The sequence below is a fragment of the Burkholderia pyrrocinia genome, from assembly GCF_001028665.1.
Taxonomy (GTDB): Bacteria; Pseudomonadota; Gammaproteobacteria; order Burkholderiales; family Burkholderiaceae; genus Burkholderia; species Burkholderia pyrrocinia.
The window spans coordinates 345,634-372,119 of sequence record NZ_CP011504.1; the positions used below are offsets into that span (position 1 = coordinate 345,634).

Genomic DNA, 26,486 nt, shown 5'->3' on the forward strand with positions numbered 1-26,486 from the left:
GCAGTCGCACCCCTCGGTTCGCATTGGCATCGCCCGATGCACACCCTCCTCCCTTCCTGATCCGCTATCGACATGACGCCGCCTCTCCGGGACGCCTCCCATCTCATTCGCCGCCTCAATCCCCATTGCACACGCGCGCTCGAAGCCGCAGCGAGCCTGTGCCAGACCCGGCTCGCGGACGAAATCGCGGTCGAGCACTGGGTGCTCAAACTGATCGAAGCGGATGACGGCGACATTCCGGCGATCCTGCGCCACTACGATCTCGATATCGATGCGGTGTGGGATGCGTTGATCGACGTGATCGACCGCATGCCACGCACGTTGCGCGGCATGCCGGCACTATCACGGCAGCTCGCCACGGTGATCGAGGATGCGTGGACGCATGCGGTGTCGGACGATTCCGACGGCACCATTCGCTCGGGCCACCTGCTGCAGGCGATCGTCGACGCGCCGCACGTCTTGCGCACGCAACGTGCGTGGCCGCTGTTGTCGGTTTCAAGCGCGCAGATTCGGCGCGTGCTGCCCCGGATCGGGCGACGTTCATCCGAGAACGCGTCCGATGAAATGACGTTGCAGCCGAACGCGTCGCCAACCGTCGATCAACCCGGCAATGCAGAGACGGAAATCTCCATCGATCGTCACGATCGGCAGGCACCGTCTCGCGCCACCGACGACAACGCCCTCGCGCGCTTTGCGCTCGACCTGACCGAAAAGGCCCGCCGTGGCGAGATCGATCCCGTCTTCGGCCGCGACCGGGAGATCCGGCAGATGATCGACGTGCTGGCGCGCCGCCGCAAGAACAACCCGATCCTGGTCGGCGAGCCGGGCGTCGGCAAGACCGCGCTGGTCGAAGGGCTCGCGTTGCGCGTGATCGAAGGCAGCGTTCCGGAAACGATCCGCGACACGCGCATCCTGACGCTCGACCTCGGCTTGCTGCAGGCCGGCGCAGGCGTGAAAGGCGAATTCGAGCAACGGCTGAAGAACGTGATCGACGAGGTGCGGACATCGACGACACCCATCCTGCTGTTCATCGACGAAGCACATACGCTGATCGGCGCGGGCAACGCGGCGGGTGGCGCCGACGCCGCCAACCTGCTCAAGCCGGCGCTGGCGCGCGGCGAGTTGCGCACGATCGCGGCAACCACGTGGGCCGAGTACAAGGAATATTTCGAACGCGATGCCGCGCTCGAACGGCGCTTCCAGGTCATCAAGGTCGACGAGCCCGACGACGACACGGCCTGCCTGATGCTGCGCGGGCTCGCAAGCCGCTATGCGAAACATCACGACGTCCACATTCGCGACGAGGCGATCGTCGCGGCCGTGCGGCTGTCGCGCCGCTACATTCCGGCCCGGCAGCTACCGGACAAGGCCGTCGATCTGATCGACACGGCGGCCGCGCGCGTGCGCATGGCGCTCGACGTGCCGCCGGTGGAGCTGCAGCAGGCACGCGCGACACTGACGGCACTCGAGCTGGAACGCGCCGCGCTCGATGCGGATTTCCGTGCCGGGATCGGTGACATCGCCGAGCGGCGCACCACGATCGACACGGAACACGACGCCGTGCGCGACACTGCCGACATGCTGCTCAGCCAGTACACGCGAGAACGCGAAATCGTCGACATCTTGCGCACCCTTCGCGGCGCAGTCGGCTCCGCGCCCGATCCGGTGGCCATTTCCAATGCCATCGATGCGCTGTCGACCGTTCAGGGCAAGTCGCCGATGATCGCCGCCGACGTTGACGCGCAATCCATTGCGCGCGTTGTCGCTGAATGGACCGGTGTGCCGGTCGGCAATCTCGTCGACGACGAACTGCGAAGCCTGCTCGCGCTCGAAGCGACGCTCGCTGCGCGCGTGGTTGCGCAGGACGATGCGATCGGCGCGCTGGCGGAGAGCCTGCGCACCGCCAAGGCCGGCCTGAAGAACGAGCACGCACCGCTCGGCGTATTCCTGCTCACCGGGCCGTCCGGCGTCGGCAAGACCGAAACCGCGCTGGCGCTCGCCGACCTGCTGTTCGGCGGCGAAGCCGCGCTGACGACGATCAACCTGTCCGAGTACCAGGAAGCACATACGGTATCGCAGCTCAAGGGCTCGCCGCCCGGCTACGTCGGTTACGGACGCGGCGGTGTCCTGACCGAAGCCGTGCGTCAGCGTCCGTACAGCGTCGTGCTGCTGGACGAAGTGGAGAAAGCGCATCGCGACGTGCTCGACATTTTCTATCAGGTGTTCGACCGCGGCACGATGCGCGACGGCGAGGGACGCGAGATCGATTTCCGCAATTGCGTGATCGTGATGACGTCCAATCTCGGCAGCGCGCAAATCGACGATGCAACGGCCGAGGAACCGGCGATCACGCACGAAGCGCTGCGCGAAGCCGTTCATCCTCAACTGGTCGCTCATTTCCAGCCTGCACTGCTCGCACGCTTTCAGACACTCGTCTATCGGCCGCTCGACGCGGCGGCCCTCGCGTCGATCGTGCGGATCAAGCTGGACAAGATCGCCGAGCGCCTCCATCGGCAACACGCGGTGACCCTGACGTGCGCGGACAATCTGATCGAATCGATCGCGCAGCACTGCGTGTCTCGCGAATCCGGCGCGCGCAGCGTCGACGCGTTCCTGAACCAGCGCGTGCTGCCGGTCGTGTCCCGCGAACTGCTCGGACGGATGGCATCCGGCACTGCGCCACGGCAAATCCTGTTGTCGGCCACCGCCGAAGGATCGTTGACCATCGACTTCATCGACGCGCCGACGGCCAGCGATACCGGCACTACACGATGGAACGACCGATGACCGCCGGCCCCTCGCTCTACGACATGCTGCTCGGCCAGATCGGCGGCGAACCGATCGGCGCCTACGACGACCGGACGCTCGAATGCCTGAGCGTGCAGCAGAACGTACGCCGCATTCTCAATACGCGGGCCGGTGCGCTCAAGCACCTGCCCGACTACGGGCTACCCGATCTCACGAACATCTACAAGGCGCTCCCCGCATCCGCGCACTTGCTCAAGCAGCAGATGGAAGCGACGCTGCTGAAATACGAGCCGCGCATTCGCTCGATCGACGTCGGGATCGTCGACAATCGCGATCCCGGCATCCTCGTCAGCTTCGAGATGACGTGCCACCTGAAGAACGCCGGGCTCGTGCGTTTCGGCACCTACTTCGAGCCGCCGGGCCGCCTGCGCGTCGAACGACGCATCGATCGGTCATGATCGCGCGCGATCAGTGCTCGTGTGCGAGATGCGCCGCAAACCCCGCCTTCTCCGGCGCAATGCCTGACTTCAGCGTCAACGCCGGAATCTCGTAATCGCCAGCGTTCTGCCGCCGGAACGGAATCGGCTGCGCGGTCCACAAATCGTCCAGACGCCTGCCGAGCGCAGCGCGCGTTTCCTCGAAGCGCGCGTCGTTCATCTTCCCCGTCCGGTAGATCACGAACGGCGGCAGCACGTCGAAACCCGGGTAATACAGAATCCCGTGCTGGATCGGGAACAGCACGTCGTCGATCGGCCCGTTGATGCCGCGCGGGCTGTAGTGCGATTCCCACCCGCCTGCCGTGACGATCACCATCGCCCGCTTGCCGGCAAGCGAACCTTCGCCGTAGCGGTTGCCCCAGCGCGTGTCCGAATGCTCGCCGACGCCATAAGCAAAGCCGTACGCGTACACGCGCTCGACCCAGCCCTTCATGATCGCCGGCATCGAGAACCACCACAGCGGAAACTGCAGGATCACCGCATCGGCCCACTTCAGCTTGTCCTGCTCGCGCGCGATGTCTTCGCTTTGCGTGCCCGTCGCGAACGCGTGCTTCGAATCGAGCGACGGATCGAAACGCGCATCGGGCGCGCGATCGGTCACGTCGTTCGCGTCGAATGCGGCCTTCCAGTTCATCGCATACAGGTCGCTCACCTGCACCGTGCGGCCGGCCGCTTCGAGATGCGCGACCGCGAAGTCGCGCAGCGCGCCGTTCAGCGAACGCGGTTCCGGATGGGCATACACGATCAGCACATTCATCAGAATTTGCTCCGAGAAACCCCGCCATTGATGGCGGGAAGGAAAGGCGTGCTGTTGACAAGCAGCTTCTTCCACGGGTTAGGATCACCTGCATGATTCTTGTCTACCGCTACCGGGTGAAGTCGCTCAACGGACTGCTCAACAAGCAGAGCCGTGCGGTGAACTACGTCTGGAACTTCTGCAACGACACCCAGAAGCACGCGCTCAAGTGGAGCAAGAAGTGGCCGACTGGGTTCGATCTGAACAGGCTGACTACCGGCAGCAGCAAGGAACTCGGCATCCACTCCGGCACGGTCAACGCGACGTGCGAGCAATATGCGAAGTCGCGCAGTCAGCACCGTCGGCCCTACCTGCGCTATCGCGGCAGGAAATCGCTGGGCTGGGTGCCGCTGAAGGGCCGTGACCTGAAGCGCGAGGGTGACGCGTTCCGTTTCGCCGGCAACACGTTTCGCGTGTTCAACAGCCGACCGCTTCCCGAAGGCAAGATCAAGGACGGGACCAACTTTGCGCAGGATGCACGCGGCAACTGGTTTCTCAACATCGTGATCGAAATGCCGGATGTTCCGGCCCGCCCGGTCCGTTCCGGTGTGGGCATCGATCTCGGCCTGAAAGACTTCGCCACACTTTCGACCGGCGAGAAGCTGCCCAATGACCAGTTCGATCGACGAGCGGCGGAGAAGCTGGCGAAAGCGCAACGGGCGCGAAAGCACAAGCGGCATATCGCGAAGCTGCACGCAAAGGTCGCGAATGCCCGTGCTGATTTCCAGCATAAGCTCGCGCTCGATCTGGTGCGGCGGTTCGATTACATCGCGGTCGGCAACGTGTCGGCCGCAAAACTCGCTAGAACCAGGATGGCGAAGAGCGTCTACGACGCATCCTGGTCGTCTTTCCGGGACAAACTCCGTTACAAAGCGATCGCGCACGGAGCCACGTTCGAGGAAGTGGACGAAAGCCGTTCGACCCAGTCCTGTTCGTCGTGCGGATCGAAAGACAGCACGACGCGGCCGAAAGGTATCGCGGGACTGCGAGTAAGAGAATGGGCCTGCAGTGGATGTGGTGTCGTGCATGATCGTGATATCAACGCTGCGCTGAACATTCTCCGATGCGGACGTGCATCGCCAGGTGTGGGAATCCTCCGCCTTTAGGCGGAAGAGGACGTCAAGTTCGTCACTCCGTTGATTGAATGACTGCAGGATGCCGCCTCCAAAGGTATATTTGAAATGAATTCCTGATATTCCAGGTATAGCCATGAATAATCTCAGGCGACTCGACCTGAACCTGCTCGTCACGCTGGACGTGCTGCTCGCCGAGCACAACGTCACGCGCGCGGCCGAGAAGCTGAACATGTCGCAGCCGTCGGTCAGCGTGCAGTTGCAGAAACTGCGCGACCAGTTCGGCGATCCACTGCTGCTGCCGGGGCCGCGCGGGATGCGGCCGACCGCGCGCGCGGAAGCGCTGCGCGAACCGTTGCGGGACGCGCTCGAAGCCGTCGAACGCGCGGTGGTTCCGGCCACGCCGTTCGATCCCGCGACCGCGACGAACACGTGGCGCGTGGCCGCGACCGACTACGGCGAATCGACGATCCTGCTGCCCGCGCTGAACACGCTGCGCTCGGCCGCGCCCGGTACACGGCTGGCCGTCGTCGAGCTCGTGCCACCGCGCATCGAGCAGGATGCGGAGCGGAACGGCATCGATCTCGCATTCCATACGACCGAGGGTTCGCCGGCCGGCATGCGGCGCCTGCCGCTGTTCGTCGAGCGATACGTGCTCATCGGCCGCGCCGGACATCCGAAGCTGAAGCGGCGCCCGACGCTCGCGCAGTTCGGCACGCTCGAACACGTGATCGTGTCGCCCGATGGCGGCGGCTTCTTCGGCGTGACGGATGAAGCGCTCGCGAAAGTTGGCGCCACGCGGCGCGTCGTGCTGTCCGTGCCGCATTTCCTGTTCGTGATGTCGGCCGTCGCCAGCACCGATCTCGTCGCGATGCTGCCCGAGCGGCTGGTGCGCGACGTGCCTGCGCTGCGCGTCGTGGAAGCGCCGGTCGAGGTGCCCGGCTATGAAATGTCGATGCTGTGGCATGAGCGCGTGCATCGCGATCCGGCGCATCGGTGGCTGCGGGAGACGATTGCGGCATCGGTATAAGCCAACGACGGCGGCCGGAATCGGCACGGCGGGGAACGGCGTGCCGGGCGGCGCCCGATTGCCGGTTTCGGTCGCCTTCGCCAGGGCCGCCCGGCCCTGCTGCAAGATTCTTCATTCGGGACTTGAAACCGCCTCGAACACTGTATATATTTACAGTGCTTTTGCACCATTTGACCCGAATTCCGTCACCCATCGACGGACGGATTTTTGTGAGGCGACCATGTTCCAGTCATCCGCATTCGATCCCGAGCAACCCGGTTTCAACCCGATCCACTTCGAGCGCGCCGCGCGGCAGGCGGTCGTCGATCTTCAACGCGTCGTCGGCGCCCCCGCGCAGCGGGCGCTCGGCCTGCGGCGGCGCAGCCATCCGGCCGCGGTCCGCACAATGAGCTGGCAGGCGCTGTTGAATGTCGAGGAGCTTGCGTTCTCGAACGCCGGTTTCCTGAACCGCAACGATCCGACCGTCGTCGATGCATTCATCCGGCTGCGCGACAGCCGAATGGTCGCGGCAGACATCGAGGAAGCCGTCGACTGGAAGCGCGACGACGACGATCTACCGGCCGTCTATCTGATCGTCAAGGCGATGCTCGAAGCGGAAGAGACAGAGGCACAGCGCGTCGAGATGGAATGACCCCGACGGCCGGCGCGGCCTTCCGGTCAGGCCGCGCCGGCGCAAACGCCGAATCCTGGGACAGCGCATGCCATCGCTGCCACGCGCAGCCGCGCCATCGAGCAATCGAGCAATCAGAGCCGCGCTGCCAAGCGCGCGCCCTGATCGATCGCGCGCTTCGCATCGAGTTCGGCGGCCAGTTCCGCGCCGCCGATCAGGTGCACCGAGTGCCCTGCAGCCTGCAGCGGCGCGAGCAATCCGCGCTGCGGCTCCTGCCCCGTGCAGAGCACGATCGTGTCGGCTTCGATCAGCTCGTGATCGGTGCGCTGCTCGCCGTACGACACGTGCAGCCCGCGCGCATCGATCAGCTCGTAGTTCACGCCGCCGATCATCTTCACCTGCTTCATCTTCAGCGTCGCGCGGTGAATCCAGCCGGTCGTCTTGCCGAGCCCCTTGCCGAGCGGCGCGGCCTTGCGCTGCAGCAGCGTCACTTCACGCGCCGGCGCCGCAACCTGCGCACGCGTCACGCCACCGCGCGTCGCGGCCGGGTCGGTCACACCCCACTCGGCCTTCCACTCTTCCAGATCGAGCGCCGGCGACTCGCCGTCCTGCACCAGATACTCCGCGACATCGAAGCCGATCCCGCCCGCACCGACCACCGCGACACGCCGGCCGACCGGCTGCTTGCCCGCAAGCACGTCGATATAGCTGAGCACGTTCGGCCCGTCCTGCCCCGGAATCTTCGGGTCGCGCGGCGCGACGCCCGTTGCGAGCACGATCTCGTCGTAGCCGCCGGCGATCAGGTCGCTCGCGTCGACGCGGCGGTTCAGGTGCAGGTTCACGCCAGTCAGTTCGACCTGGCGGCCGAAGTAGCGCAGCGCCTCATGAAACTCTTCCTTGCCCGGAACCTGCTTCGCCATGTTGAACTGGCCGCCGATCTCGGCTGCGCCGTCGAACAGGTCGACCTGATGGCCGCGCTGCGCGAGCACGGTCGAGCATGCGAGCCCGGCCGGCCCCGCGCCGACCACCGCGATGCGCTTCGGCTGCTGTGCGGGCGTGTATTTCAGTTCCGTCTCGTGGCACGCGCGCGGATTCAGCAGGCACGACGCAATCTTGTTCTTGAACGCGTGATCGAGACACACCTGGTTGCAGCCGATGCAGGTGTTGATCTCGTCGGCGCGGCCCTGCGCGGCCTTGACGACGAACTCGGCATCCGCGAGCAGCGGGCGCGCCATCGACACCATGTCCGCGCAGCCGTCCGCGAGGATCTGCTCGGCCACTTCCGGCCGGTTGATCCGGTTGGTCGTCACGAGCGGAATGCCGACCTCGCCCTTCATCTTCTTCGTCACCCACGCGAACGCGCCGCGCGGCACCGACGTCGCGATCGTCGGCACGCGGGCCTCGTGCCAGCCGATCCCCGTATTGATGATCGTCGCACCCGCGCGCTCGACGGCCTTCGCGAGCTGCACCGTTTCGCTCCAGTCGCTGCCGTCCGGAATCAGGTCGAGCATCGACAGCCGGTAGATCAGGATGAAATCGCGGCCGACCGCTTCGCGCGTGCGCTCGATGATCTCGATCGGCAAGCGGATGCGGTTCTCGTACGAACCGCCCCACTGATCGGTGCGCTTGTTCGTATGCATCGAGATGAACTGGTTGATCAGGTAGCCCTCGGAGCCCATGATCTCGACGCCGTCGTAGCCGGCTTCGCGTGCGAGCTTCGCGCAGCGGACGAACGCGCGAATCTGCCGCTCTACGCCGCCCGCGCTCAGTTCGTGCGGCGCGAACGGCGAGATCGGCGACTTGATCTTCGACGGCGCGACCGCGAACGGGTGATAGCCGTAGCGGCCCGTATGCAGGATCTGCAGCGCGATCTTGCCGTCCTCGGCATGCACTGCGCCGGTGATCTCGCGATGCCGCCGCGCGGCGGCCGACGTCATCAGCGTGCCGCCGAACGGCTTGGTCCAGCCGGCCACGTTCGGCGCGAAGCCGCCCGTCACGATCAGGCCGACGCCGCCGCGTGCGCGTTCGGCGAAATATTCGGCGAGCCGCGGCAGCGTCTTGCGGCTGTCCTCGAGGCCCGTGTGCATCGAGCCCATCAACACGCGGTTCTTCAGCGTCGTGAAGCCCAGATCGAGCGGCGCGAGCAGGTGGGGAAAGGGGGTCGTCATGATGATCCTGCCAGTAAGCGATGCCTGCCATCGTAGGCGCGCGCCGCCTTGAACGTGAGGGGGCAAACAGCCATAATGCTTGTCATTTCCGGCCAAAATGACATGACTTCCCCACTCGCCAAGGACCGCCTCGGGCTGCGCCGGCCGACGATTCCGGTCGCCTATCCGCGCCTGCTGCTGCAGGCGCTGGCCGCGCGCGGCGTCGACCTGGCCGCCGTGCGTGCCGGCACGGGCCTGCGCGACGCGGTGCTGGCCGAACCCGACGCGCGCGTCGCGCCGTCGCAATGGGGGCGGCTCGTGCTCAATGCGATCGAGATCGGCGGCGATCCGGGCATCGGGCTCGCGTTCGGGCTGCTGCTGAAGCCGACCGTGCACGGCTTTCTCGGTTACGCGACGCTGACCGCGCGGGACATCCGCGAAGCGCTGTCCGTCACGCAACGCTACTTCCGGATGCGCAACCGCCAATATCGGCTGACCTATACGGAGGACGAACGCGGCGCGACGCTCGAGCTGCACGGCGTGCAGGCCAGCCCCGTGCTGCAGCATCATGTGATGTTCGAGTTCGTGCTGACCGGGCTCGCGCAGAACATCTCGCAATGGGCCGGGCGCGCGTTGCCGCCGATCGCGCTGCAATTCATGTGGCCGGAGCCCGCGTATTTCGCACGCTATCGCGACCAGTTGCCGCCGGTCGAATTCGGCTGCGCGGCGAACGCGCTGTGGATCGCGCGCGACGTGCTCGACTGGCCTTTGCCGCTCGCCGACGAAGTCGCGCACCGGCAGGCGCTCGTGCAGGTCGAGCGCGAGTATGCGCAGGTGCGGCAGGAGGAAGGCGATCTGGTCGAGCGCGTGCGCGCGGAGCTGGCTCGAACGGCTGGCGATTACCCCGGGCCGGATACGCTCGCCGACGCGCTGCTCGTGTCGACGCGCACGCTGCGGCGCCGGCTGGAGGAAGCCGGGTCGAGCTATCGGCAATTGCTCGACGAAGCGCGGTTTCGCGACGCGAAGCAGTTGCTCGCCGCGTCGGATCTCGACCTGAAGACGATCGCCGAGCGGCTGCAATTTACCGACCCGGCGAATTTCACGCGCGCGTTCCGGCGCTGGGCCGGGCAGACGCCGAGTGCGTATCGGGAAGCGGCCGGCGGCCCGTCACACGAGTAAATCGGCTGGTTGGCGCGCGACGCGTCAGCCGCCGACGTAGATCCGCGCGCCGCCGTCCCCGTCACGCGCGTCGATCCGCACGTCGCCCGTTGCGGCGACGATCGCGTCATACACGTCATCGGTCACGCACACCACCGGCACCGCGATCGCATACAGCTCGGCGGCCACGATCGCGCCGATCGAGATGATCAGGTCGCGCTCCTTCAGCACGATCCCGACGGGCCCCGTGCCGTTGCGCACGGCTTCCGCGAGCACGCTGCTGCTCGAACTCGAGCCCTTCGCGTGCGGCATCACCATCACCTTGCCGGCGAGACTCGCGCCGGCCTGCGGATGCCCTCGATCGACGATCCTGCCCGCGCCCGAATCGTAGCCGCCCCAGAAGCTGAGCGGCTTGTCGAGCACGAACGCGCTCGCGCACGCGCTGCCCGGCACGAGCGTGTCGCCCGTCAGTACTTTGCCCGTCGCGTCAGTCATCGAATCGCACCTTTCCTTCGTACGCCGACCGCACGCATTCGCGCATGCTGCCGTACGCGACCGTGACGCCGATGTTCGCGGGCGCATACGACGCCCATTTCCCCGAGTTGGTCATCACCAGCCCCGACAGTTGCTTCATCACCGGCGTGATGTACGTGCAGGTATCGACGACGATCTGGATGCCGCGCGCGGCGAACTTGTCCGCGAGGCCGGCTTCGCCCAGTTCCCACAAAATGAAGCGGCTCGTGTTCACGTAGAAATCGCAGGCCGGCTTGCCGTCGAACGCGTCGAGCAACGTATCGAGCGTGCGAAATTCGGCCAGCGAGAAGTGCGGCGTGCCGAGCGCCACCGCGACGAGTGCGTCGCCGGCCGCGCCGTGGTTCAGCGTGCGGCGAATCTCGTCGAGGTCGGCCATCGCGACGTCGACCGTGCGTTGCGCCGCGCGCCCGTGCAATGCGGCGTCGAGCGTCGGCGCCTCGGGCGTCACACCGACCGCATGGAACAGCGCGACGGCCCCGCTCGATGCGGCCGCCGCGCCGAGCGCCTTGAGTTCGTCTTCGGTGGTATCCGCCGGCAGCCCGACGATCGCCGGCACGATCGCGCCCGCGATCCTGCCGATCAGCAAACCGAGCGCGGCGAAATAGATATCGCGCGACGGAAGGCCGCTGAAATCCGGCGCGTCGAACACGATCCGCGCGGCGCGGTTCGCTTCGACATGCAACCCCGCATACGGCGCGCGCCCGGTGATCGCGGCGGCCAGATCGAGAAAATCGCCGTACCGGCTCGTGCGCGCGCCGAGCACCGAGTTCGCGAACACGATCGCATTCGATTCGGCCCACGCGATCTGCTCGCCTTTCGCGGGACGGCTCTTCAACTGATACGGCGCGCACGTGAAGCTCGATTCGCAACCGAGCTGCAGATGCGCGTCCATCAGGCGCTGCGCATCGCGCTGGATCGTGCGGTCGCCGTGATACAGCTCGGGATGGATCAGGTCGAGCGACCCGACGTTCAACGTGGTCGGCACCGCGACCTTCGCGCCCGTGTCGACGAAATACTCGACGAAGTCGAGGCTCGTCTGGCCGTGATAAAGACAGCCGTCGATATGCGCGGACGTGATGTCGATCAGGTGCGGCGCGGCCATCACTTCCGCCGTGCGCACGACGATCCGCATCGCGCGCGCGACGCCGTCGCCGAAATCCCCGCGCAACATCGCGTCGTCGCGGTCACTCAACTGCAGCATCGGTTGCTCCTCATGACTCGTGCCGGCGGCGCCGGCCCGTGAAATCCGTCAGAGGACTCTACAACTGGAAATAAAATCTGTCCAGATAACCATCCATCCGGACAGTTTAAAAACCAATTCTCGGTCGCAGATGCCATGCGTCCGCGCTTCGAACGCTGCCGAAGCGTCCGATGGATCGAATTCCGCTCCAGTTCGTCGCAACGCGCGAGCCACCTGCTGCCCGCCTAGCGTTCCGCGGTAAGGCTGAACAGTTCATCGCGCAGCGCCTTCGCGCGCCCCTCGCCGAACTGCGTCTCGAATTCGTCCTGCGCGGCCTGCCACGCGACCTTCGCCTGCGCGAACGTGCGCTCGCCGAGCTTCGTGAGGCTCAGCGCATGCGCGCGCGCATCGTGCTCGGACGCGGCCGTCGCGACAAAACCGTCGCGCTGCAACGGCTTCAGCGCGCGCAGCAGCGTCGTGCGATCCATCACGAGCGTGTCGGCAAGTTCGCTCATCAGCAGGCCGGGCCGATGCGTCAGGTTCGCCATGATCGAGAACTGCGCGGGCGTGACGCCGACCGGGGCCAGATGGCGTTCGTACAGTTGCGTGACGAAGCGCGCCGCCTGACGCAGCGCGAGGCAGTTGCACGTTAGGGCAATCGGGATGTCGTTCATGTTCCGCAATTTATATGTGCATATGCATAAAGTCAATGTACACTCCGCCGTAACGAGGCCGGTGGCCGGATGGGTAGGCCCGGCGCCCCGCCATCGCGTCAAGGAGACGGACATGGACTACATCGACAAGCTGCGGATCTTCCGGTCGGTGGTCGAGATGCGCAGCTTCACGCGCGCCGCCGACATGCACGGCCTCGCGCGGCCCGTCGTGTCGCGTGCGGTCGCGGACCTGGAAGCGCGCTTCGGCAGCCGGCTGCTGCACCGGACCACGCGCCAGGTGTCGCTGACCGAAACCGCCGAGCGCATCTACGAGCGCTGCGCGGCCGTGCTCGACGAGCTCGACGCGCTCGAAGTGGAAGCCCAGACGCAGACGCGCGAACCCGAGGGCCTGCTGCGCCTCGTCGCGCACACGACGGCCGCGCTGAACCGGCTCGTGCCGCTGATCGCCGGCTTCAAGAGCGCGCATCCGAAGGTGCGCCTCGACGTCACGTTGACCGAGCGCCCAGTCGATCTCGTCGGCGAAGGCTACGACATCGGCATCGTCGTGCCGTACATGCTGACGAGCGAGACGACCGTCGTGCGGCTGGTCGAGCGCATTCCGGTCGTGATCGTCGCGACGCCCGCGTATCTGAGCGCGCATTCGCGCCCCGAAACGCCCGCCGACCTCGCCGATCATCCGTTCGTGCCGATATCGCCGTCGCTGCGCCGGCCCGCGCTGTCGTTCCGCGTCGACGGCGACACGCTGACCGTGCCGTACCGCTTCGACATCTCGTCGAACAGCCCCGTCTTCAACCGCGAAATGGTGATGCACGACTTCGGCATCGGCGTCGTGCCGAGAACGCTCGTCGAGGCCGAACTCGCGTCGGGCGCACTCGTGCAGTTGCTGGAGGGCGCCGATCTCGTCGACGCGTTCGTCGAGATCAAGCTCGCGTACGCGAACCGCGCGCTGCTGCCCGCGAAGGTGAAGGCGTTCATCGACTACACGGCCGACTATTGCGACCGCGTGGGCCGGATCGTTCCGGCCGCGGCCTGATCCGGCGCGCGAACGCGTCGGCCTGACGCCGATTGGTACAGCCACGACACCAATCTGATCCCGCTCCGCCCATCGCTTCGTGGCGCCCCGCGCCCTAACATGTGCACATGCACAAGACCACGCTAACCGATGACGATTGCTTCGCGGTCCGGCAAGCCGCTCGCCGGATCTCGCAGTTCTACGAGCGTTACCTGTCGCGGGCGGGCGTCACGCCGTCGCAGTACAGCATTCTCGCGCTGCTGCGCGAGCGGCCGGGCCTGACGATGGCGACGCTGTCGGCCGTGCTGGTGATCGAGCGCACCGCGCTGCTGCGCGCGCTCAAGCCGCTCGTCGGCGCGGCGCTGGTGACGGGCCGGATCGAGCCGCCGTGCCGCGGCCAGACGTTCGCGCTGACCGCGCACGGCGAAACGAAGGTCGCCGACGCGCACGTGCACTGGCTCGCCGCGCAGGAAGCGTTCGAGCGACGGTTCGGGCCGACCCAGGCGGCCCGCCTGAGAGACGAATTGTTCCGGATCACGCACAACCTGCCGGAGCGCTAACCCCTTCCCCGATCGACGCGACGTCGTCGATCGTTTTGATAAGTGCATATACATAGGTGAATCGATGGAAACGACCCAGGAAGTCACTGCCTCCCGCGAGGCAGTCACAATCGACCGGCCCGCGAAGCAGCGGCGCCGCGTGCCGTGGATGCGCATCGCGGTGATCGCCGTCGTCGTCGTGGTGGCAGCTGCCGTGCTCGACTGGCTGTTCGTGCTGCGCTTCCAGGAGAGCACCGACGATGCCTATGTCGGCGGCGACGTGACGGTGCTCGCGCCGAAGGTCAACGGCTTCGTCGACCGGATTCTCGTGACCGACAACCAGCGCGTGAAGGCCGGCGACGTGCTCGTGCAGCTCGATGCGCGCGACTTCGATGCGAAGCTCGCGCAGGCCAGCGCCGAAGTCGACAGTGCACGCTCCTCCGTGGCCGAACTCGAAGCGAAGCAGCAGTTGCAATACGCGGTGATCGGCCAGCAAGCGGCAGACAAGAGCGCATCGTCGGCCGAACTGACGCGCGCCGCATCGGACCGCGTGCGCTATCGCGAGCTCGTGAAATCCGACGCCGTGTCGAACCAGATCGTCGAGCGCGCGGACGCCGATTATTCGAAGGCCGGTGCCGCCGTCGAACGCAGCGACGCCGCGCTGCTCGCGTCGAAGCGGCAACTCGACGTGCTCGGCGCGCAGCTCGCCGATGCGCGGGCCCGCGTGAACACCGCGCTCGCCGCGCAGCGCGTTGCGGCGCTCAACGTCGAATACACGACGATCCGCTCGCCGGTCGACGGTTACGTCGGCAACCGCACGGGCCGTGTCGGGATGCTCGCGAACGTCGGCGTGCCGCTGCTGACGATCGTGCCGGCTTCCGGGCTGTGGATCGACGCGAACTTCAAGGAAGACCAGCTGCGCAAGATGCGCGCGGGCGATCGCGTCGACGTGTCGCTCGATGCGTCGAGCACGCGCCTGCATGGCCGCGTCGACAGCGTCGCGCCCGCGACCGGCGCGACCTTCAGCGTGCTGCCGCCCGAGAACGCGACCGGCAACTTCACGAAGATCGTCCAGCGCGTGCCCGTGCGCGTGCATCTCGATCCGCAGCCGGGCCTCGAGCACGTGCTGCGCCCCGGCCTGTCCGCGGTCGTGACCGTGCATACCGACCACGCGAACTGAGCGGGAGCCGACCATGACCACCGCGTTTTCCGGCGACCCCGCGTCGCAACCGACCAAGCAGCGCGTGTTCGCGTTCGCGCTGATGTGCGTCGGCTTCTTCATGGCGACGCTCGACATCCAGATCGTCGCGTCGTCGCTGCGCGACATCGGCGGCGGCTTGTCCGCGAGCCAGGACGAGCTGTCGTGGGTGCAGACGGCCTACCTGATCGCCGAGATCATCGTGATCCCGATGTCGGGCTGGCTGTCGAAGGTGATGTCGACGCGCTGGCTGTTCGTCGCGTCGGCCGTCGGCTTCACGATCACGAGCATGCTGTGCGGGCTCGCGTGGGACATCAACTCGATGATCCTGTTTCGCGGGCTGCAGGGTGCGCTCGGCGCCGCGATGATCCCGACCGTGTTCACCACCGCGTTCGTGCTGTTCCCCGGCAAGCAGCGGCTGATCGCGTCGACGACCATCGGCGCGCTCGCGTCGCTCGCGCCGGCGATCGGCCCCGTGATCGGCGGCTGGATCACCGACCAATGGTCGTGGCACTGGCTGTTCTACCTGAACCTCGTGCCGGGTATCGCCGTGGCCGCGCTCGTGCCGCGCTACGTGCATATCGACGAACCCGACCTCAGCCTCATCAAGCGCGGCGACTATCTCGGCATCGTGCTGATGTCGGGCTTCCTCGGCTGCCTCGAATACGTGCTGGAAGAAGGCCCGCGCAAGAACTGGTTCGGCGACGATGTGATCGTCATCTGCGCATGGATCTCCGGCATCTGCGGCTTCCTGTTCATCGTGCATGCGCTGACCGCGGAAGATCCGATCGTCGACCTGCGCGCGCTCGCCGTGCGCAACTTCGGGATCGGCAGCCTGCTGTCGTTCGTGACCGGCATCGGGATCTTCGTGACCGTGTTCCTGACGCCGCTGTTTCTTGCGCAGGTGCGCGCGTTCAGCTCGCTGCAGATCGGCATCGCGCTGCTGTCGGTCGGCGCGTTCCAGTTGCTCGCGCTTGGCGTGTATGCGTTTGCCGCACGCTACTTCAGCATGCGTGCGCTGCTCGTGTTCGGGCTGATCTGCTTCGGCCTCGGCTGCTACCTGTACACGCCGATCACGCACGACTGGGGCTGGCGGGAACTGCTGCTGCCGCAGGCGCTGCGCGGGATCGGCCAGCAGTTCAGCGTGCCGCCGATCGTGACGATGGCGCTCGGCTCGCTGCCGCAGTCGCGGCTGAAATCGGCGAGCGGCTTGTTCAACCTGATGCGCAATCTCGGCGGTGCGATCGGCATCGCGGTGAGCGCGACGATGCTCAACGACCGGCTGAACTTCCACTACCTGCGCCTGAACGAGCATGTGAGCGCCGGCGAGCCGCAGATCGCGTCGCTGCTCGACCATCAGGCCGCGTACTGGACGGCTGTTGCGGGCAATACGCTGAATACCGCGCAGGCCGGGCTCGCGAACCTGCATCGGCTGATTTATCGCGAAGCGCTGACGCTCACCTATGCGGATGCGTACTACGCGCTGTCGCTGTGCTTCGTCGTCGCGCTGCTTGCGGTCGTGTTTTCCAAACCCATTACTTTGAACGCGCCGCCGCCGGACGCGCACTGAGATCCTCATCATGAAAAAGCTACTCGTCGCCGTTGCCGTCAGCGTGTTCGCCGCAGGGTGTGCGGTGCAGCCCGCGCAGCATCCGGCGCTGCACGAATCCGTTCAGACGCTCGCGCCCACCGCATGGGATACCGACGTGCCGCGCGCGGACATCGACGCCGCCGCATGGTGGGCACAATTCCACGATCCCGTGCTCGACCGGCTGATCGCGACCGTGCTCGACGGCAACCTCGATCTGCAGGCCGCCGCCGAACGCGTGAAGCAGGCGCAGGCGCTGACCGTCCAGAAGCGCGCGGCGCTGCTGCCCGAACTCGACGCGACCGCGCACGCGGCCGACGCGCGGCAGAACACGCCGCCGCCGCTCGGTTATGTGCGACAGGCCGGCGTGGGGCTCGCGCTGAGCTGGTCGCCCGATGTGTTCGGCGGCGAACGGCTCGATCTGCTCGCCGCGCAAGCCGAGCTCGTCGGGCAGAAGCATGCGGAAGATGCAATGCGGCTCGCGCTCGCGGCCGATGCGGCATCCGCGTATGTCGATCTGCGCTGGGCGCAGCAGGAACTGAAGATCCTGCAGGACAACGCGAAGATTCGTCAGCACGCGCTCGAACTCACGCGCAAGCGGCAGGCGTTCGGGTTGTCGACGGAACTCGACGTCACGCGCGCGCAAAACCAGCTCGATGCGCTCGAAGCGCGGATTCCGCCGACGCAGGCGCAGATTTCGCATCAGCTCAATCTGATTGCCGTGTATTCGGGGCGGACGCCGGAATCGGTCGATCGGCTCGTGTTGGCGCAAGCGGGTGAGATTCCTGCGCCGCCGGTTGGCGCGCCGGGGACGTTGCCTTCGCAGGCTTTGTTGCGGCGGCCCGATGTGTTGACTGCTTATGCGCAGGTTGAACGGCGTGCGGCTCAAGTGGGTGTTGCGAAGGCCGAGCGGTATCCGAAGTTTTCGCTGAATTTGGCGGACGGGATTCTGGCGGCGTCGTATCTCGGGTTGCCTACGTTGACCGACAACCTGTTTAGTGCAGCGTTGAGTGCGACGAGTCCGATCTTCAATGCGGGGCGTATTACCGCCGATATCTCGCAGAGCGAAAGCCGGATGCGCGAGTCGGAACTCGGGTTAAGGCAGACGATGCTGCAGGCGTTGAGGGAAGTCGAGGATGCGCGTGCGAATCTTGTCAGTTCCGATGAAGCGACGCGGAAGCTCGATAGCGCGCTTTCTGCGTCGGACAAGGCGCTTGGGTTGGCGAATCAGCTCTATAAGGGCGGCGCGACGGATTTTCTGGATGTGCTGTCGGCGCAGGAGGTTTATCTGCGGGATTCGGATTCGCTCAATCAGGTCAAGCGCGAGCATGCGCTGGCAGCGGTCGCGCTTTATCGGTCGCTTGGGGGTGGGTGGAGCAGGAACGAGGCGGCGGGTGGGACGGAGGCGGAGACAGAGGCTGTGGCGAAGAATTGAAGCCGGTGCCTGATACGAATGCAGCGTCCCGTCGGCGGCCTGCACCTTTACGCATGCAAGGCCGCCCGGCTAAACCGGCGCGGCCTAGTTCAGGTTACAGCGGCGGCCGCTTCAACTTCACCCAGCGCTGCACCGACGCCCGCTCCCACTGCGCACGCGCATAGTCGGCGAGTCGCTGCGGCACCGGATCGTCATTCAGCACCAGACGGTTCAGCATCACCGCCAGATCGACATCGGCAATGCTCCACTCGCCGCACAGGTTTGCCGCGCCCGGCGCGAGCAACTTGTCGGCGGCGGCGAACAGCTTCTGCGCGGCAGCCTGCGCCAGACTCGACAGCGGCTCGCTCGTCGGGCCGTAGAACAGCACTTCGGTCGACCGTTCCGTGCGGATCGGCATCAGGTCGCTGCGCAACCACGCCTGCACCTGACGCGCCCGCGCGCGCTGGCGCGGATCGACCGGATAGAGCCGCGTGCCCGGGAAAATCTCGTCCAGATACTCGGTAATCGCCGACGATTCCGACAGCGCGAAATCGTCGTGCACGAGCGTCGGCACGCGTTGCGTCAGCGACGTCGCCGCATAGTCCGGCGCGAAATGCGCGCGGTTGCCGAGATCGACGGTCACCAGTTCGTAAGGCAGTGCTTTTTCCTCAAGGCCGACGAAGACCGACATCGCGTAAGGGCTCGTGTATTGCGCATCCGCGTAGAGACGGAGATTACCGGTTTGCACTGCTGGCTCCTTGTGAGGTGGAGGTCGGCGACTGCGGGGCGGTCCGCCGACGGGCTCCGGGTGGATCAATGCGGTGTGTGCGACAGATTAGCAGTGGCGGGAAAGGCGGTGCTGGTGGTTTCGTGTGCGTTGTGGCCGTTTGGTCATACTGCGCGTAAGTCGACACCTGATCTCTCAGTCAGTGTCAGATCAGATCCGAGCTCGATTGGCCGTCGCTTCATCGAGGACCGTGATCGACCCGAAGCGGGCAATCAGGTTTTCCGTTAACGGCCATTCAGCATCAGGCTTTGGCGCTGGTAGGATTCACGTCTGGCTGGCTTAATCGGAGCGATTCAGCAAATGAAATTCGAGATCGAAGGGAAAGCGGAAATCATTTCGCCAACTCCACGGCAGATCACCCGATCACTGCAATCGCTGCGAAGCTATGGAAAATCTTCTTACGCGTCGTTGACTGACGCTCGTGGTAGCTACGTGCAGGTAGCGGGCGGCGGTGCTAGTTGCATGATCGAGCGTTACGAATTCGATGTGCAGCGGTGGAGGGCATTCCACGACAAACCGTCACCCGTGCGCCCCGACGGCACCGTCTTGGTCTTCCGGGCTGGCAACATTCCGATGCGCTCAGATGAATGGTTCATGGCCGACCAAGTTGCCGAAGTATTTCTGGCCTTCTTCAACGGTGTCCCATACCCACCATTTGTTCATTGGCGACCAGCGCCGAGCCTTTAAGCAACAGAAGGCAGCAGCCGGGAGGCGGGTTGGCCGGCATCTGTACCTTAGTACTGTCGTTGATTCGAAGCTTGAATTCGACTGACCGAAGCTGGCCGCAGTGCGTCTGGCGCTGTCCTTCGATTCAGTCGTAGTACGAGAGTGCAACCAAAGCGGCTTCATGCTCGCGCGTACGACGCCAGTTCACGAAAGCGCACGCGTCTTGCAAAGCCTCGAATAGGTCTGGGCAGCGCCTCCGGAAACTGATGACAGCTCCAAGCTGTATCGCCAACGTCTCTCCCGGCCTGACATGCAAGCTCGTCATCGCGGCCTCGGGCTCATCGAGGTAACCCAAACAGTCAATCAACGCGTCCATGTTGTTGCCATAAAACGCGGGAAAACCAAAGACCTGCGAGAAGACCCGATGGAACGAAGGCCAGTCTGCAATTTCAGTCGTGTCTATGAACACTTTCGTCATCGCGTTTTTCCGAATTCTGTTGTGTTTCTAAGCGGTTCCCAAAGTTACTCCATTGTCGGATTGTCGACGATTTTGGCACCGAGTACCAGTGACCGTTCCTGGCCGACTACAGCCTGCGTCCTCACCCCGTCGGCAACCCCAACTCATGAAGAATTCGCCTTTCATAGGCGGGCCAGTCCCTCCCCGAGTTTTCAATAGCGAGCTTGGCTAACGGCAGCTCCTGAAACAAGCCGTCGGTGAGCTGGCGGTAATCACGGTACAGGGAAATCAGCCCGTCCAGTCCCACGTACCCCTTGCTCACACAGTAGGGAGCCGCCAGCTTCCAGTTGACCTGATAGTCGATCCATTCAGGCCCTCGTTCTACGCAGACCCTTCTGATGGCTTCTTCAACGTCTTCCTGCCAGAGGTAAAGGACCAGCGGATTGAGCGGGGTAACGACCGTTGCCAGCTTCCGTATATAGCCGAAAATCAACGCAGTATCGGCCTCCATTAGGAGCAGGTGGGTCAGGTCCCCGTGAAAAAGTTGACCGTCCAATACCGGAATCTCGGCATTTGATAGCGTGTACTCGACGAAGGCGGCCCATCTCGCCAATGCGCGGTCCGCGAGATCCTCTGGTGTTGCGTCTCTCCACGGTTCAAACCAGTGTTCGAGTTCGTCCGTCGCACGCACCGGATGCGGGTCGGTCCTTTCATGGATAGGCACCGCCGGTAGTCCCGCTTCTTGTAGGTGTTTTGCGATGAACCGCATAGCCGTAGACTTGCCTGATCCCATGATGCCCTCGACGATCACCAGCCGATGCACATTAGAAGGTTCTGCGTCGCAGGATTCCGACAGGCTTGACATGTGGTTCACTCAAGGTCGAGGTTCGTTGAGAGAGCTAACGCCCTAATGTACGGTCCGGATTGTCGACGATTGGCGTGTGGTTGTCGAACGGCCGTTCCTGGCCGGCAGGCGACGGCGAGATCGATGCAGCCGACCAGGTGGGATCGTGACTAGTCCTGGCGATTAGTCAGCTCGGTGCCACCGACCTGACTTGTCACACACGCTGACTCTTTCATCATTCAGCCGGACTTGCTCCTCGTTTACCTTCAGCGAGGTCGAAAGATCAATGTCAAAGGCGACATTGAGCGCCTGCCTGACATGGATAGCCTCAACGGGAAGCTCCCAGGTCAGGAATAGCTGAGTGCAATCCTGGTCGGGCGGGAAGTCGTCCACATCAAAACCGCTGCTGCCGCGCCGAATGACGCCATGAGGCTGGCAGGTATCGAATATCAGAACCGAACCCCGGGTCAGGGGGATTCGAAGACCCAACGACGGAAAGTGTACGTCCTGACCCTTATCCTCGCTCAGGAAGAGATTGCAGAAGGCCGCGCCACCATACTGCTCTCCGTCGTGGTGATACCTCGCGCCGCGGCAAGCCATGAGAGCGACGTCACTGGAGGCAAGTACTCCGGGCAGTCCAAGCTTGCTCGCCCAATCCGCCACTGCCTGCACGCAGTGCGAGTAGTCCGGCCAGCGCGCTCGTGCTCGTGCCAGAGGTAACGCCTCGACATCCCCAGGTTCCAGGGTCATGCGGGACGAAATCTCCCTAGCCCAATCTGCGAGCAGACGCGCCGGCGGCTCTGGCACGTCGACCGTGCCCGACAGCACGATGTCACTTACGCGCCGACTGCGGATGGCGTCGCCGCTCCAGAAATAGGAGGTGAGGACGTTTTGGGGCTGGGGTTGCAGGGAAGGGTAGCTCATTTGTCGCAGTGTAAAGCGTCTACCTTGGTCGCCGTGCCATCTCGCGCCAGCGAATGGCGCTTCCCGGACCCGGAGCCGCCCTTCGACTTGGTGCGTCTTCGACGGCAGGTTCCGAAGTACGACGGCCATTCGAGCAGCCGACTCGGACGGCAAGTGTTGGCCGAACTGAGTCAGACGATCTGACGCTGTCTGTTTGGTCTAGTCTAGCCTTATACACATACTGCGTCGGGCCAGCGGTAGCCGATCACTTCGTTCAACGGGTACGCGAGTTCGCGCACTTCTTCCAGTTGGTTGCCGCCGAACAGGTGGACGTGTTCGTCGTCGTGGCGCAGGTAGAAACCAACGTGACCTTTCCAGCTTGCGGGATCGGCGCGCGTCAGGATGGCGATGCAGCCGTACACCGGACGCTCCAGCGGGCAGCCCCACTCGAGCCATGAGCGCGCGAGCGCCGAGCCCGTGCCGCGAATGCCGGCGTGCGTCATGCACCAGTTGACGAACGACGAGCACCAGGAAATCTTGTCGTCGTAGCCGACCAGGTTCGTCTGGTTGTTGTACTCGACGATGCGCGGGTTGATGCTGCCCGGCGGGTGGCGGCGGATGCCGAGTTCAGCCAGCGCGACGGACATCCACGGCGGATGGCCAGCTTTCGGTTTGCTCTCAGGGTTTGATAGGGTCACGTCGTTCTCGGGCGAGTGTCAGTGAGATTTCGCTCAATCTTCGCATGAATATAGCGAGTCTACAGCGCCCTTTCTAGCTTGCGATTTTCGTTCGGTGCACCCGTATCATGTCGACAGCGCCATCGACTCCCTGCCCGCCATGCGCATCACGCCTCTCCCGCCCCTTCAGTGCCTCGTCGCGTTCGAAGCCGCCGTGCGGCACGCGAGCTTCACGAAAGCCGCCGCCGAACTGCACCTGACCCAGAGCGCGATCAGCCGCCAGATCCAGCAGCTCGAGGAATTCCTCGGCCGCTCGCTGTTCGTTCGCGAACACCGTTCGCTGCGACTGACGATCGCCGGCGAGCAATACGCGACACAGGTCCACCACCTGCTCACCCAGTGTGCGGAAGCCACGCAAGATGTGATGAAGCCGTACGGCGATCTCGAACTGACGATCGCGTGCTCGTCCGGCGTCGCACTACTGTGGCTTACGCCTCGGCTGCCGGACTTTCGCGCCGCGTATCCGAACATCAAGCTGCGTCTGATCGTGCGCGATGGTCTCGCGTCGATGTCGCCGGCGGAGTTCGATGTCGGCGTCTACTACGTGCGCCAGCAAGCGCCGGCCGAATACACCGCGCGCCGGCTGTTCGACGAGGAAGTGTTTCCCGTCTGCGCGCCGGGCTATCTGGCCGGCCGCACGCTCGACGCGGCCGATCTCGCGAACGAGACGCTATTGCGCCTCGAGGACGGGCAGCGCCAATGGATGTCCTGGTCCGAATGGTTCGACATGAACGACGTCGACCGACAGAAGGCGCAGCCGCAGGACATCACGATCAACTCCTATCCGCAGATCGTGCAGATGACCATTCTCGGCCAGGGCGTGTCGCTCGGCTGGCGCTACATGATCGACGCATGCATCGAGGCCGGCCTGCTCGTGCGCGTGACGGGGGCGTCCGCGAGCCACGGCGGCGGCTATTACGTGATCTCGCCGAACGACCGCGCGCAGAACCAGGCCGCACGCCTGTTCACGCGCTGGCTGTTCGAACAGGCGGAGAAGCAGACCGCGCCCTGAGCGCGATGCATGCGTGCAGCGCATGCGTGCATGCGAATCTTTCGTTTCAAAAAAAATTCCGGCTGTCCGTAGCATGGGATTCACGCGGGGCAGCCGTCCCGTCTTCTGACAGAGGAAGAGACCATGCAAGGAACGCTTTCCCCGCGCGCCGCGCCTTCCGTCGATGTGGCAGTGCAGCAGCGCCGCCGCGCCATCGTCGCGACCGTGATCGGCAACGGCCTCGAATGGTTCGACTTCACCGTCTACAGCTTCTTCGCGGTGATTATCGCGAAGCTGTTCTTCCCGACCGGCAACGAACTGACGTCCGTGCTGCTGACCGTCGCGACGTTCGGCGTCGGCTTCTTCATGCGGCCGGTGGGCGGCATCGTGCTCGGCGTCTATGCCGACAAGGTCGGACGCAAGGCCGCGCTGTCGCTCACCATCCTGCTGATGGCAGCCGGCACCGCGCTCATCGGGATCGCGCCGACCTACGAACAGGCCGGCATCGCCGCGCCGCTGCTGATCGTCGTCGCGCGGCTGCTGCAAGGTTTCTCGGCCGGCGGCGAGATGGGTGGCGCAACAGCATTCCTCACTGAATACGCGCCGCCGGAGAAGCGTGCGTATTACTCGAGCTGGATTCAGTCGAGCATCGGCTTCGCGGTGCTGCTCGGCGCGGCGACCGGCACGTTCGTCACGACGTCGCTCGACGCGCAGGCGCTGCATAGCTGGGGCTGGCGGCTGCCGTTCCTGCTCGGGATCATCGTCGGGCCGGTCGGTTACTTCATCCGCAGCCATATCGACGAGACGCCCGCGTTCAGCGCCGTCGAAGCGCAGGCGAAGGAAAGCTCGCCGCTGAAGGAAGTGCTGTCCACCTACCCGCGCGAGACGTTCGCGAGTTTTTCGATGGTCATTCTGTGGACTGTGTGCACCTATGTGCTGCTCTTCTACATGCCGACTTATTCCGTGCGCACGCTGCATCTGCCGCAGTCGACCGGCTTCGCGGCCGGGATGGTCGGCGGGCTGATGATCATGTGCTGCTCGCCGATCGTCGGCAGGCTCGCCGACGTGTGGGGACGGCGCGTGTTCCTGTCCGGCTCGGCGCTCGCAATCCTCGTGCTCGCTTGGCCGATGTTCGCGTGGATCAACCATGCGCCCGGGTTCACGTCGCTGATCGTGTTCCAGGCCGTGTTCGGCGTGCTGATCGCGACCTATACGGGGCCAATCCTCGCGGCATTCGCCGAGTTGTTTCCGACCAAAGTACTGTCGACGGGGCTTTCCGTTGCGTACAACTTCGCGGTCACGATCTTTGGCGGGTTCGCACCGTTCCTGATTACCTGGCTCATCGCTCGCACGGGTAGCAACATGGCGCCTGCCTTCTACGTGATCCTCGCGGCGGCAGTCAGTTTCGTCGGGACGCGGTTCGTGAAGGATGCGAAGCGTGGCGCCTCCATGACTCGATAAGGATATTTCCCCATGACCATTACCGTGCTTCAAGGCGGCAACGTTCTTGACCTCGAACGAGGCGTGTTGCTTGAACATCATCATGTCGTGATCGAAGGCGAACGGATTGTCGAAGTCACTGACCGGCCGGTGGATTTGCCGAATGCGCAGGTGATCGATGTGCGCGGCAAGACTGTGATGCCAGGGTTCATCGATTGCCACGTGCATGTGCTGGCTTCGAATGCGAATCTTGGTGCCAATGCGACGCAGCCGAATATTCTCGCGGCGATTCGGTCGTTGCCGATTCTCGATGCGATGTTGTCGCGTGGGTTTACCAGCGTGCGGGATGCGGGCGGAGCGGATTGGAGTTTGATGCAGGCGGTCGAAACGGGGCTGGTTTCGGGGCCGAGGATTTTTCCGTCGGGGAAGGCGTTGTCGCAAACCGGCGGACATGGGGATTTTCGGCCTCGGGGGGATTTGCTGGAGCCCTGCTCTTGCTGTTTTAGGACGGGGGCGATTGCGCGGGTGGTGGATGGAGTTGAAGGTGTGCGGCTCGCGGTGCGTGAAGAGATTCAGAAGGGCGCGACGCAGATCAAGATCATGGCTTCTGGTGGGGTTGCTTCTCCGACTGATCCGATTGCCAATACGCAGTATTCGGAGGATGAGATTCGGGCCATCGTCGATGAAGCCGAGGCCGCGAATATTTATGTGATGGCGCATGCGTATACGGGGCGGGCGATTGCTCGGGCTGTGAGATGTGGCGTGAGGACGATCGAGCACGGAAATCTCGTGGATGAAGCAGCGGCGAAGCTCATGCATGAGCATGGGGCGTTTGTGGTGCCTACGCTTGTTACTTATGACGCGCTTGCCAAACATGGGGCGGAGTTCGGGATGCCGGCGGACTCCGTGGCGAAGGTGGCTTCCGTGCAGCAGAAAGGACGCGAGTCGCTGGAGATCTATGCGAAGGCCGGCGTGAAGATGGGATTCGGGTCCGATCTGCTTGGGGAAATGCACGCGTTTCAGTGCGGCGAGTTTCGGATTCGGGCGGAAGTGCTCGGGAATCTGGAAGCGCTCAGGTCAGCGACGACGGTGGCGGCGGAGATTGTCGACCGGACGGGGCAACTGGGTGTCGTGGCCGCCGGTGCCATTGCCGACATGGTCGTGCTCGACGGAAACCCGCTCGACGATATCGGCGTCGTGGCCGGTGAAGGCGAGCACGTCGCCTATGTGCTGCAGCGCGGGCGGATAGTGAAGGCTCGGGACAGCGGGCGTTGATGCGTCGTTCACGAATGCACGCGGACATTCGGGACGTCGCTTGAATCCGGATACCTCCGAGCGAATCGAATCCATCCGATTGTTTCGGCACGCACGGTGCGGCCTCACGGGCCTTGCGGTCGTGACAGTTGTTGAAGATGGCTGTGGGCGCGAATCGCAATGTCCGAGGCTATGGCCAGGGCGGTCTC

25 protein-coding genes are annotated in these 26,486 nt (G+C 64.6%); 15 read left to right on the plus strand and 10 right to left on the minus strand.

The genetic code is table 11. The annotated features are described in order from the left end of the window. Positions 1-72 precede the first annotated feature (72 nt). Together tssH and tssE are read left to right on the plus strand one after the other, a co-directional pair. Positions 73-2,787, plus strand: a complete 2,715-nt coding sequence (gene tssH / locus ABD05_RS17850; protein WP_047901498.1) for a type VI secretion system ATPase TssH — start codon at positions 73-75, stop codon at positions 2,785-2,787. Beyond that, positions 2,784-3,206, plus strand: a complete 423-nt coding sequence (tssE, locus tag ABD05_RS17855; RefSeq protein ID WP_047903624.1) for a type VI secretion system baseplate subunit TssE — start codon at positions 2,784-2,786, stop codon at positions 3,204-3,206. The genes tssH and tssE overlap by 4 nt, the downstream gene beginning before the upstream one ends. A 10-nt stretch (positions 3,207-3,216) precedes the next feature. Here tssE and ABD05_RS17860 read toward each other — a convergent pair whose 3' ends face one another. Next, positions 3,217-4,002 (minus strand): NAD(P)H-dependent oxidoreductase, encoded by a 786-nt coding sequence (locus tag ABD05_RS17860; RefSeq protein WP_047901499.1) that lies wholly within the window; start codon positions 4,000-4,002, stop codon positions 3,217-3,219. 92 nt (positions 4,003-4,094) lie between these two features. Between ABD05_RS17860 and ABD05_RS17865 the strand changes: the two genes are divergently transcribed. The 3 genes from ABD05_RS17865 to ABD05_RS17875 all read left to right on the plus strand — a co-directional run bounded on the left by ABD05_RS17865 (position 4,095) and on the right by ABD05_RS17875 (position 6,775). Continuing rightward, entirely contained in the window at positions 4,095-5,147 is a 1,053-nt protein-coding gene (locus ABD05_RS17865; RefSeq protein WP_047901500.1) for an RNA-guided endonuclease InsQ/TnpB family protein, read from the plus strand. A gap of 103 nt (positions 5,148-5,250) precedes the next feature. Then, positions 5,251-6,144 carry a LysR family transcriptional regulator gene (locus ABD05_RS17870; protein ID WP_047901501.1) on the plus strand — a complete coding sequence of 298 codons (894 nt, stop codon included), beginning with the start codon at positions 5,251-5,253 and terminating at the stop codon, positions 6,142-6,144. A 220-nt stretch (positions 6,145-6,364) separates the two neighbouring features. Continuing rightward, on the plus strand, positions 6,365-6,775 hold the full coding sequence (locus tag ABD05_RS17875) for a DUF2471 family protein (protein WP_034185087.1): 411 nt from the start codon (positions 6,365-6,367) through the stop codon (positions 6,773-6,775). A gap of 113 nt (positions 6,776-6,888) precedes the next feature. On the opposite strand, the gene ABD05_RS17880 is transcribed toward ABD05_RS17875, so the two are convergent. After that, positions 6,889-8,922: an NADPH-dependent 2,4-dienoyl-CoA reductase gene (locus ABD05_RS17880; RefSeq protein ID WP_047901502.1), complete on the minus strand. Its 2,034-nt coding sequence runs from the start codon at positions 8,920-8,922 to the stop codon at positions 6,889-6,891. Positions 8,923-8,997: 75 nt separating this feature from the next. Here ABD05_RS17880 and ABD05_RS17885 point away from each other — a divergent pair, with 75 nt between their 5' ends. Further along, on the plus strand, positions 8,998-10,080 hold the full coding sequence (locus tag ABD05_RS17885; RefSeq protein ID WP_047901503.1) for an AraC family transcriptional regulator: 1,083 nt from the start codon (positions 8,998-9,000) through the stop codon (positions 10,078-10,080). Positions 10,081-10,104: 24 nt separating this feature from the next. Here the strand turns inward: ABD05_RS17885 and ABD05_RS17890 are convergent, their stop codons facing one another. The 3 genes from ABD05_RS17890 to ABD05_RS17900 all read right to left on the minus strand — a co-directional run bounded on the left by ABD05_RS17890 (position 10,105) and on the right by ABD05_RS17900 (position 12,447). After that, entirely contained in the window at positions 10,105-10,554 is a 450-nt protein-coding gene (locus ABD05_RS17890) for an aconitase X swivel domain-containing protein (protein ID WP_047901504.1), read from the minus strand. Then, positions 10,547-11,794, minus strand: coding sequence for an aconitase X (locus ABD05_RS17895; RefSeq protein ID WP_047901505.1), 1,248 nt, complete (start codon positions 11,792-11,794; stop codon positions 10,547-10,549). The genes ABD05_RS17890 and ABD05_RS17895 overlap by 8 nt, the downstream gene beginning before the upstream one ends. Positions 11,795-12,018: 224 nt before the next feature. Continuing rightward, positions 12,019-12,447 carry a MarR family winged helix-turn-helix transcriptional regulator gene (locus ABD05_RS17900; protein WP_047901506.1) on the minus strand — a complete coding sequence of 143 codons (429 nt, stop codon included), beginning with the start codon at positions 12,445-12,447 and terminating at the stop codon, positions 12,019-12,021. Positions 12,448-12,559: 112 nt separating this feature from the next. Here ABD05_RS17900 and ABD05_RS17905 point away from each other — a divergent pair, with 112 nt between their 5' ends. From ABD05_RS17905 to ABD05_RS17925, 5 genes are all read left to right on the plus strand, one after another. Next, positions 12,560-13,480, plus strand: coding sequence for a LysR family transcriptional regulator (locus ABD05_RS17905; protein ID WP_047901507.1), 921 nt, complete (start codon positions 12,560-12,562; stop codon positions 13,478-13,480). A gap of 107 nt (positions 13,481-13,587) precedes the next feature. Further along, positions 13,588-14,019 (plus strand): MarR family winged helix-turn-helix transcriptional regulator, encoded by a 432-nt coding sequence (locus ABD05_RS17910; RefSeq protein ID WP_047901508.1) that lies wholly within the window; start codon positions 13,588-13,590, stop codon positions 14,017-14,019. A 64-nt stretch (positions 14,020-14,083) separates the two neighbouring features. Continuing rightward, positions 14,084-15,178, plus strand: a complete 1,095-nt coding sequence (locus ABD05_RS17915) for an HlyD family secretion protein (protein ID WP_047901509.1) — start codon at positions 14,084-14,086, stop codon at positions 15,176-15,178. Between the two features lie 13 nt (positions 15,179-15,191). Then, the gene (locus tag ABD05_RS17920) at positions 15,192-16,766 is read left to right on the plus strand and encodes a DHA2 family efflux MFS transporter permease subunit (protein ID WP_047901510.1); all 1,575 of its coding nucleotides are present in this window, start codon (positions 15,192-15,194) and stop codon (positions 16,764-16,766) included. Between the two features lie 10 nt (positions 16,767-16,776). Continuing rightward, positions 16,777-18,219 (plus strand): efflux transporter outer membrane subunit, encoded by a 1,443-nt coding sequence (locus ABD05_RS17925; protein WP_047901511.1) that lies wholly within the window; start codon positions 16,777-16,779, stop codon positions 18,217-18,219. Positions 18,220-18,313: 94 nt separating this feature from the next. Here the strand turns inward: ABD05_RS17925 and yfcF are convergent, their stop codons facing one another. Then, positions 18,314-18,946, minus strand: a complete 633-nt coding sequence (gene yfcF, locus ABD05_RS17930; RefSeq protein WP_082146145.1) for a glutathione transferase — start codon at positions 18,944-18,946, stop codon at positions 18,314-18,316. 339 nt (positions 18,947-19,285) lie between these two features. Between yfcF and ABD05_RS36300 the strand changes: the two genes are divergently transcribed. Next, positions 19,286-19,672: a hypothetical protein gene (locus tag ABD05_RS36300; protein ID WP_082146146.1), complete on the plus strand. Its 387-nt coding sequence runs from the start codon at positions 19,286-19,288 to the stop codon at positions 19,670-19,672. 124 nt (positions 19,673-19,796) lie between these two features. Here ABD05_RS36300 and ABD05_RS17935 read toward each other — a convergent pair whose 3' ends face one another. The 4 genes from ABD05_RS17935 to ABD05_RS17950 all read right to left on the minus strand — a co-directional run bounded on the left by ABD05_RS17935 (position 19,797) and on the right by ABD05_RS17950 (position 22,502). After that, positions 19,797-20,129, minus strand: a complete 333-nt coding sequence (locus ABD05_RS17935; RefSeq protein WP_047901513.1) for a barstar family protein — start codon at positions 20,127-20,129, stop codon at positions 19,797-19,799. A gap of 121 nt (positions 20,130-20,250) precedes the next feature. Continuing rightward, a complete protein-coding gene (locus ABD05_RS17940) occupies positions 20,251-20,973 on the minus strand; it encodes a P-loop NTPase family protein (protein ID WP_047901514.1) in 723 nt (240 codons plus the stop codon). Between the two features lie 162 nt (positions 20,974-21,135). Further along, complete coding sequence (locus tag ABD05_RS17945) at positions 21,136-21,876, minus strand: hypothetical protein (RefSeq protein ID WP_047901515.1); 741 nt, start codon at positions 21,874-21,876, stop codon at positions 21,136-21,138. A 209-nt stretch (positions 21,877-22,085) separates the two neighbouring features. Beyond that, the gene (locus tag ABD05_RS17950; protein WP_047901516.1) at positions 22,086-22,502 is read right to left on the minus strand and encodes a TIGR02594 family protein; all 417 of its coding nucleotides are present in this window, start codon (positions 22,500-22,502) and stop codon (positions 22,086-22,088) included. Positions 22,503-22,692: 190 nt separating this feature from the next. Between ABD05_RS17950 and ABD05_RS17955 the strand changes: the two genes are divergently transcribed. From ABD05_RS17955 to ABD05_RS17965, 3 genes are all read left to right on the plus strand, one after another. After that, positions 22,693-23,604, plus strand: a complete 912-nt coding sequence (locus tag ABD05_RS17955; RefSeq protein WP_047901517.1) for a LysR substrate-binding domain-containing protein — start codon at positions 22,693-22,695, stop codon at positions 23,602-23,604. A gap of 123 nt (positions 23,605-23,727) precedes the next feature. Then, positions 23,728-25,044 carry an MFS transporter gene (locus ABD05_RS17960; protein ID WP_047901518.1) on the plus strand — a complete coding sequence of 439 codons (1,317 nt, stop codon included), beginning with the start codon at positions 23,728-23,730 and terminating at the stop codon, positions 25,042-25,044. 12 nt (positions 25,045-25,056) lie between these two features. Then, positions 25,057-26,298: a metal-dependent hydrolase family protein gene (locus ABD05_RS17965; protein ID WP_047901519.1), complete on the plus strand. Its 1,242-nt coding sequence runs from the start codon at positions 25,057-25,059 to the stop codon at positions 26,296-26,298. Positions 26,299-26,486: the final 188 nt, after the last annotated feature.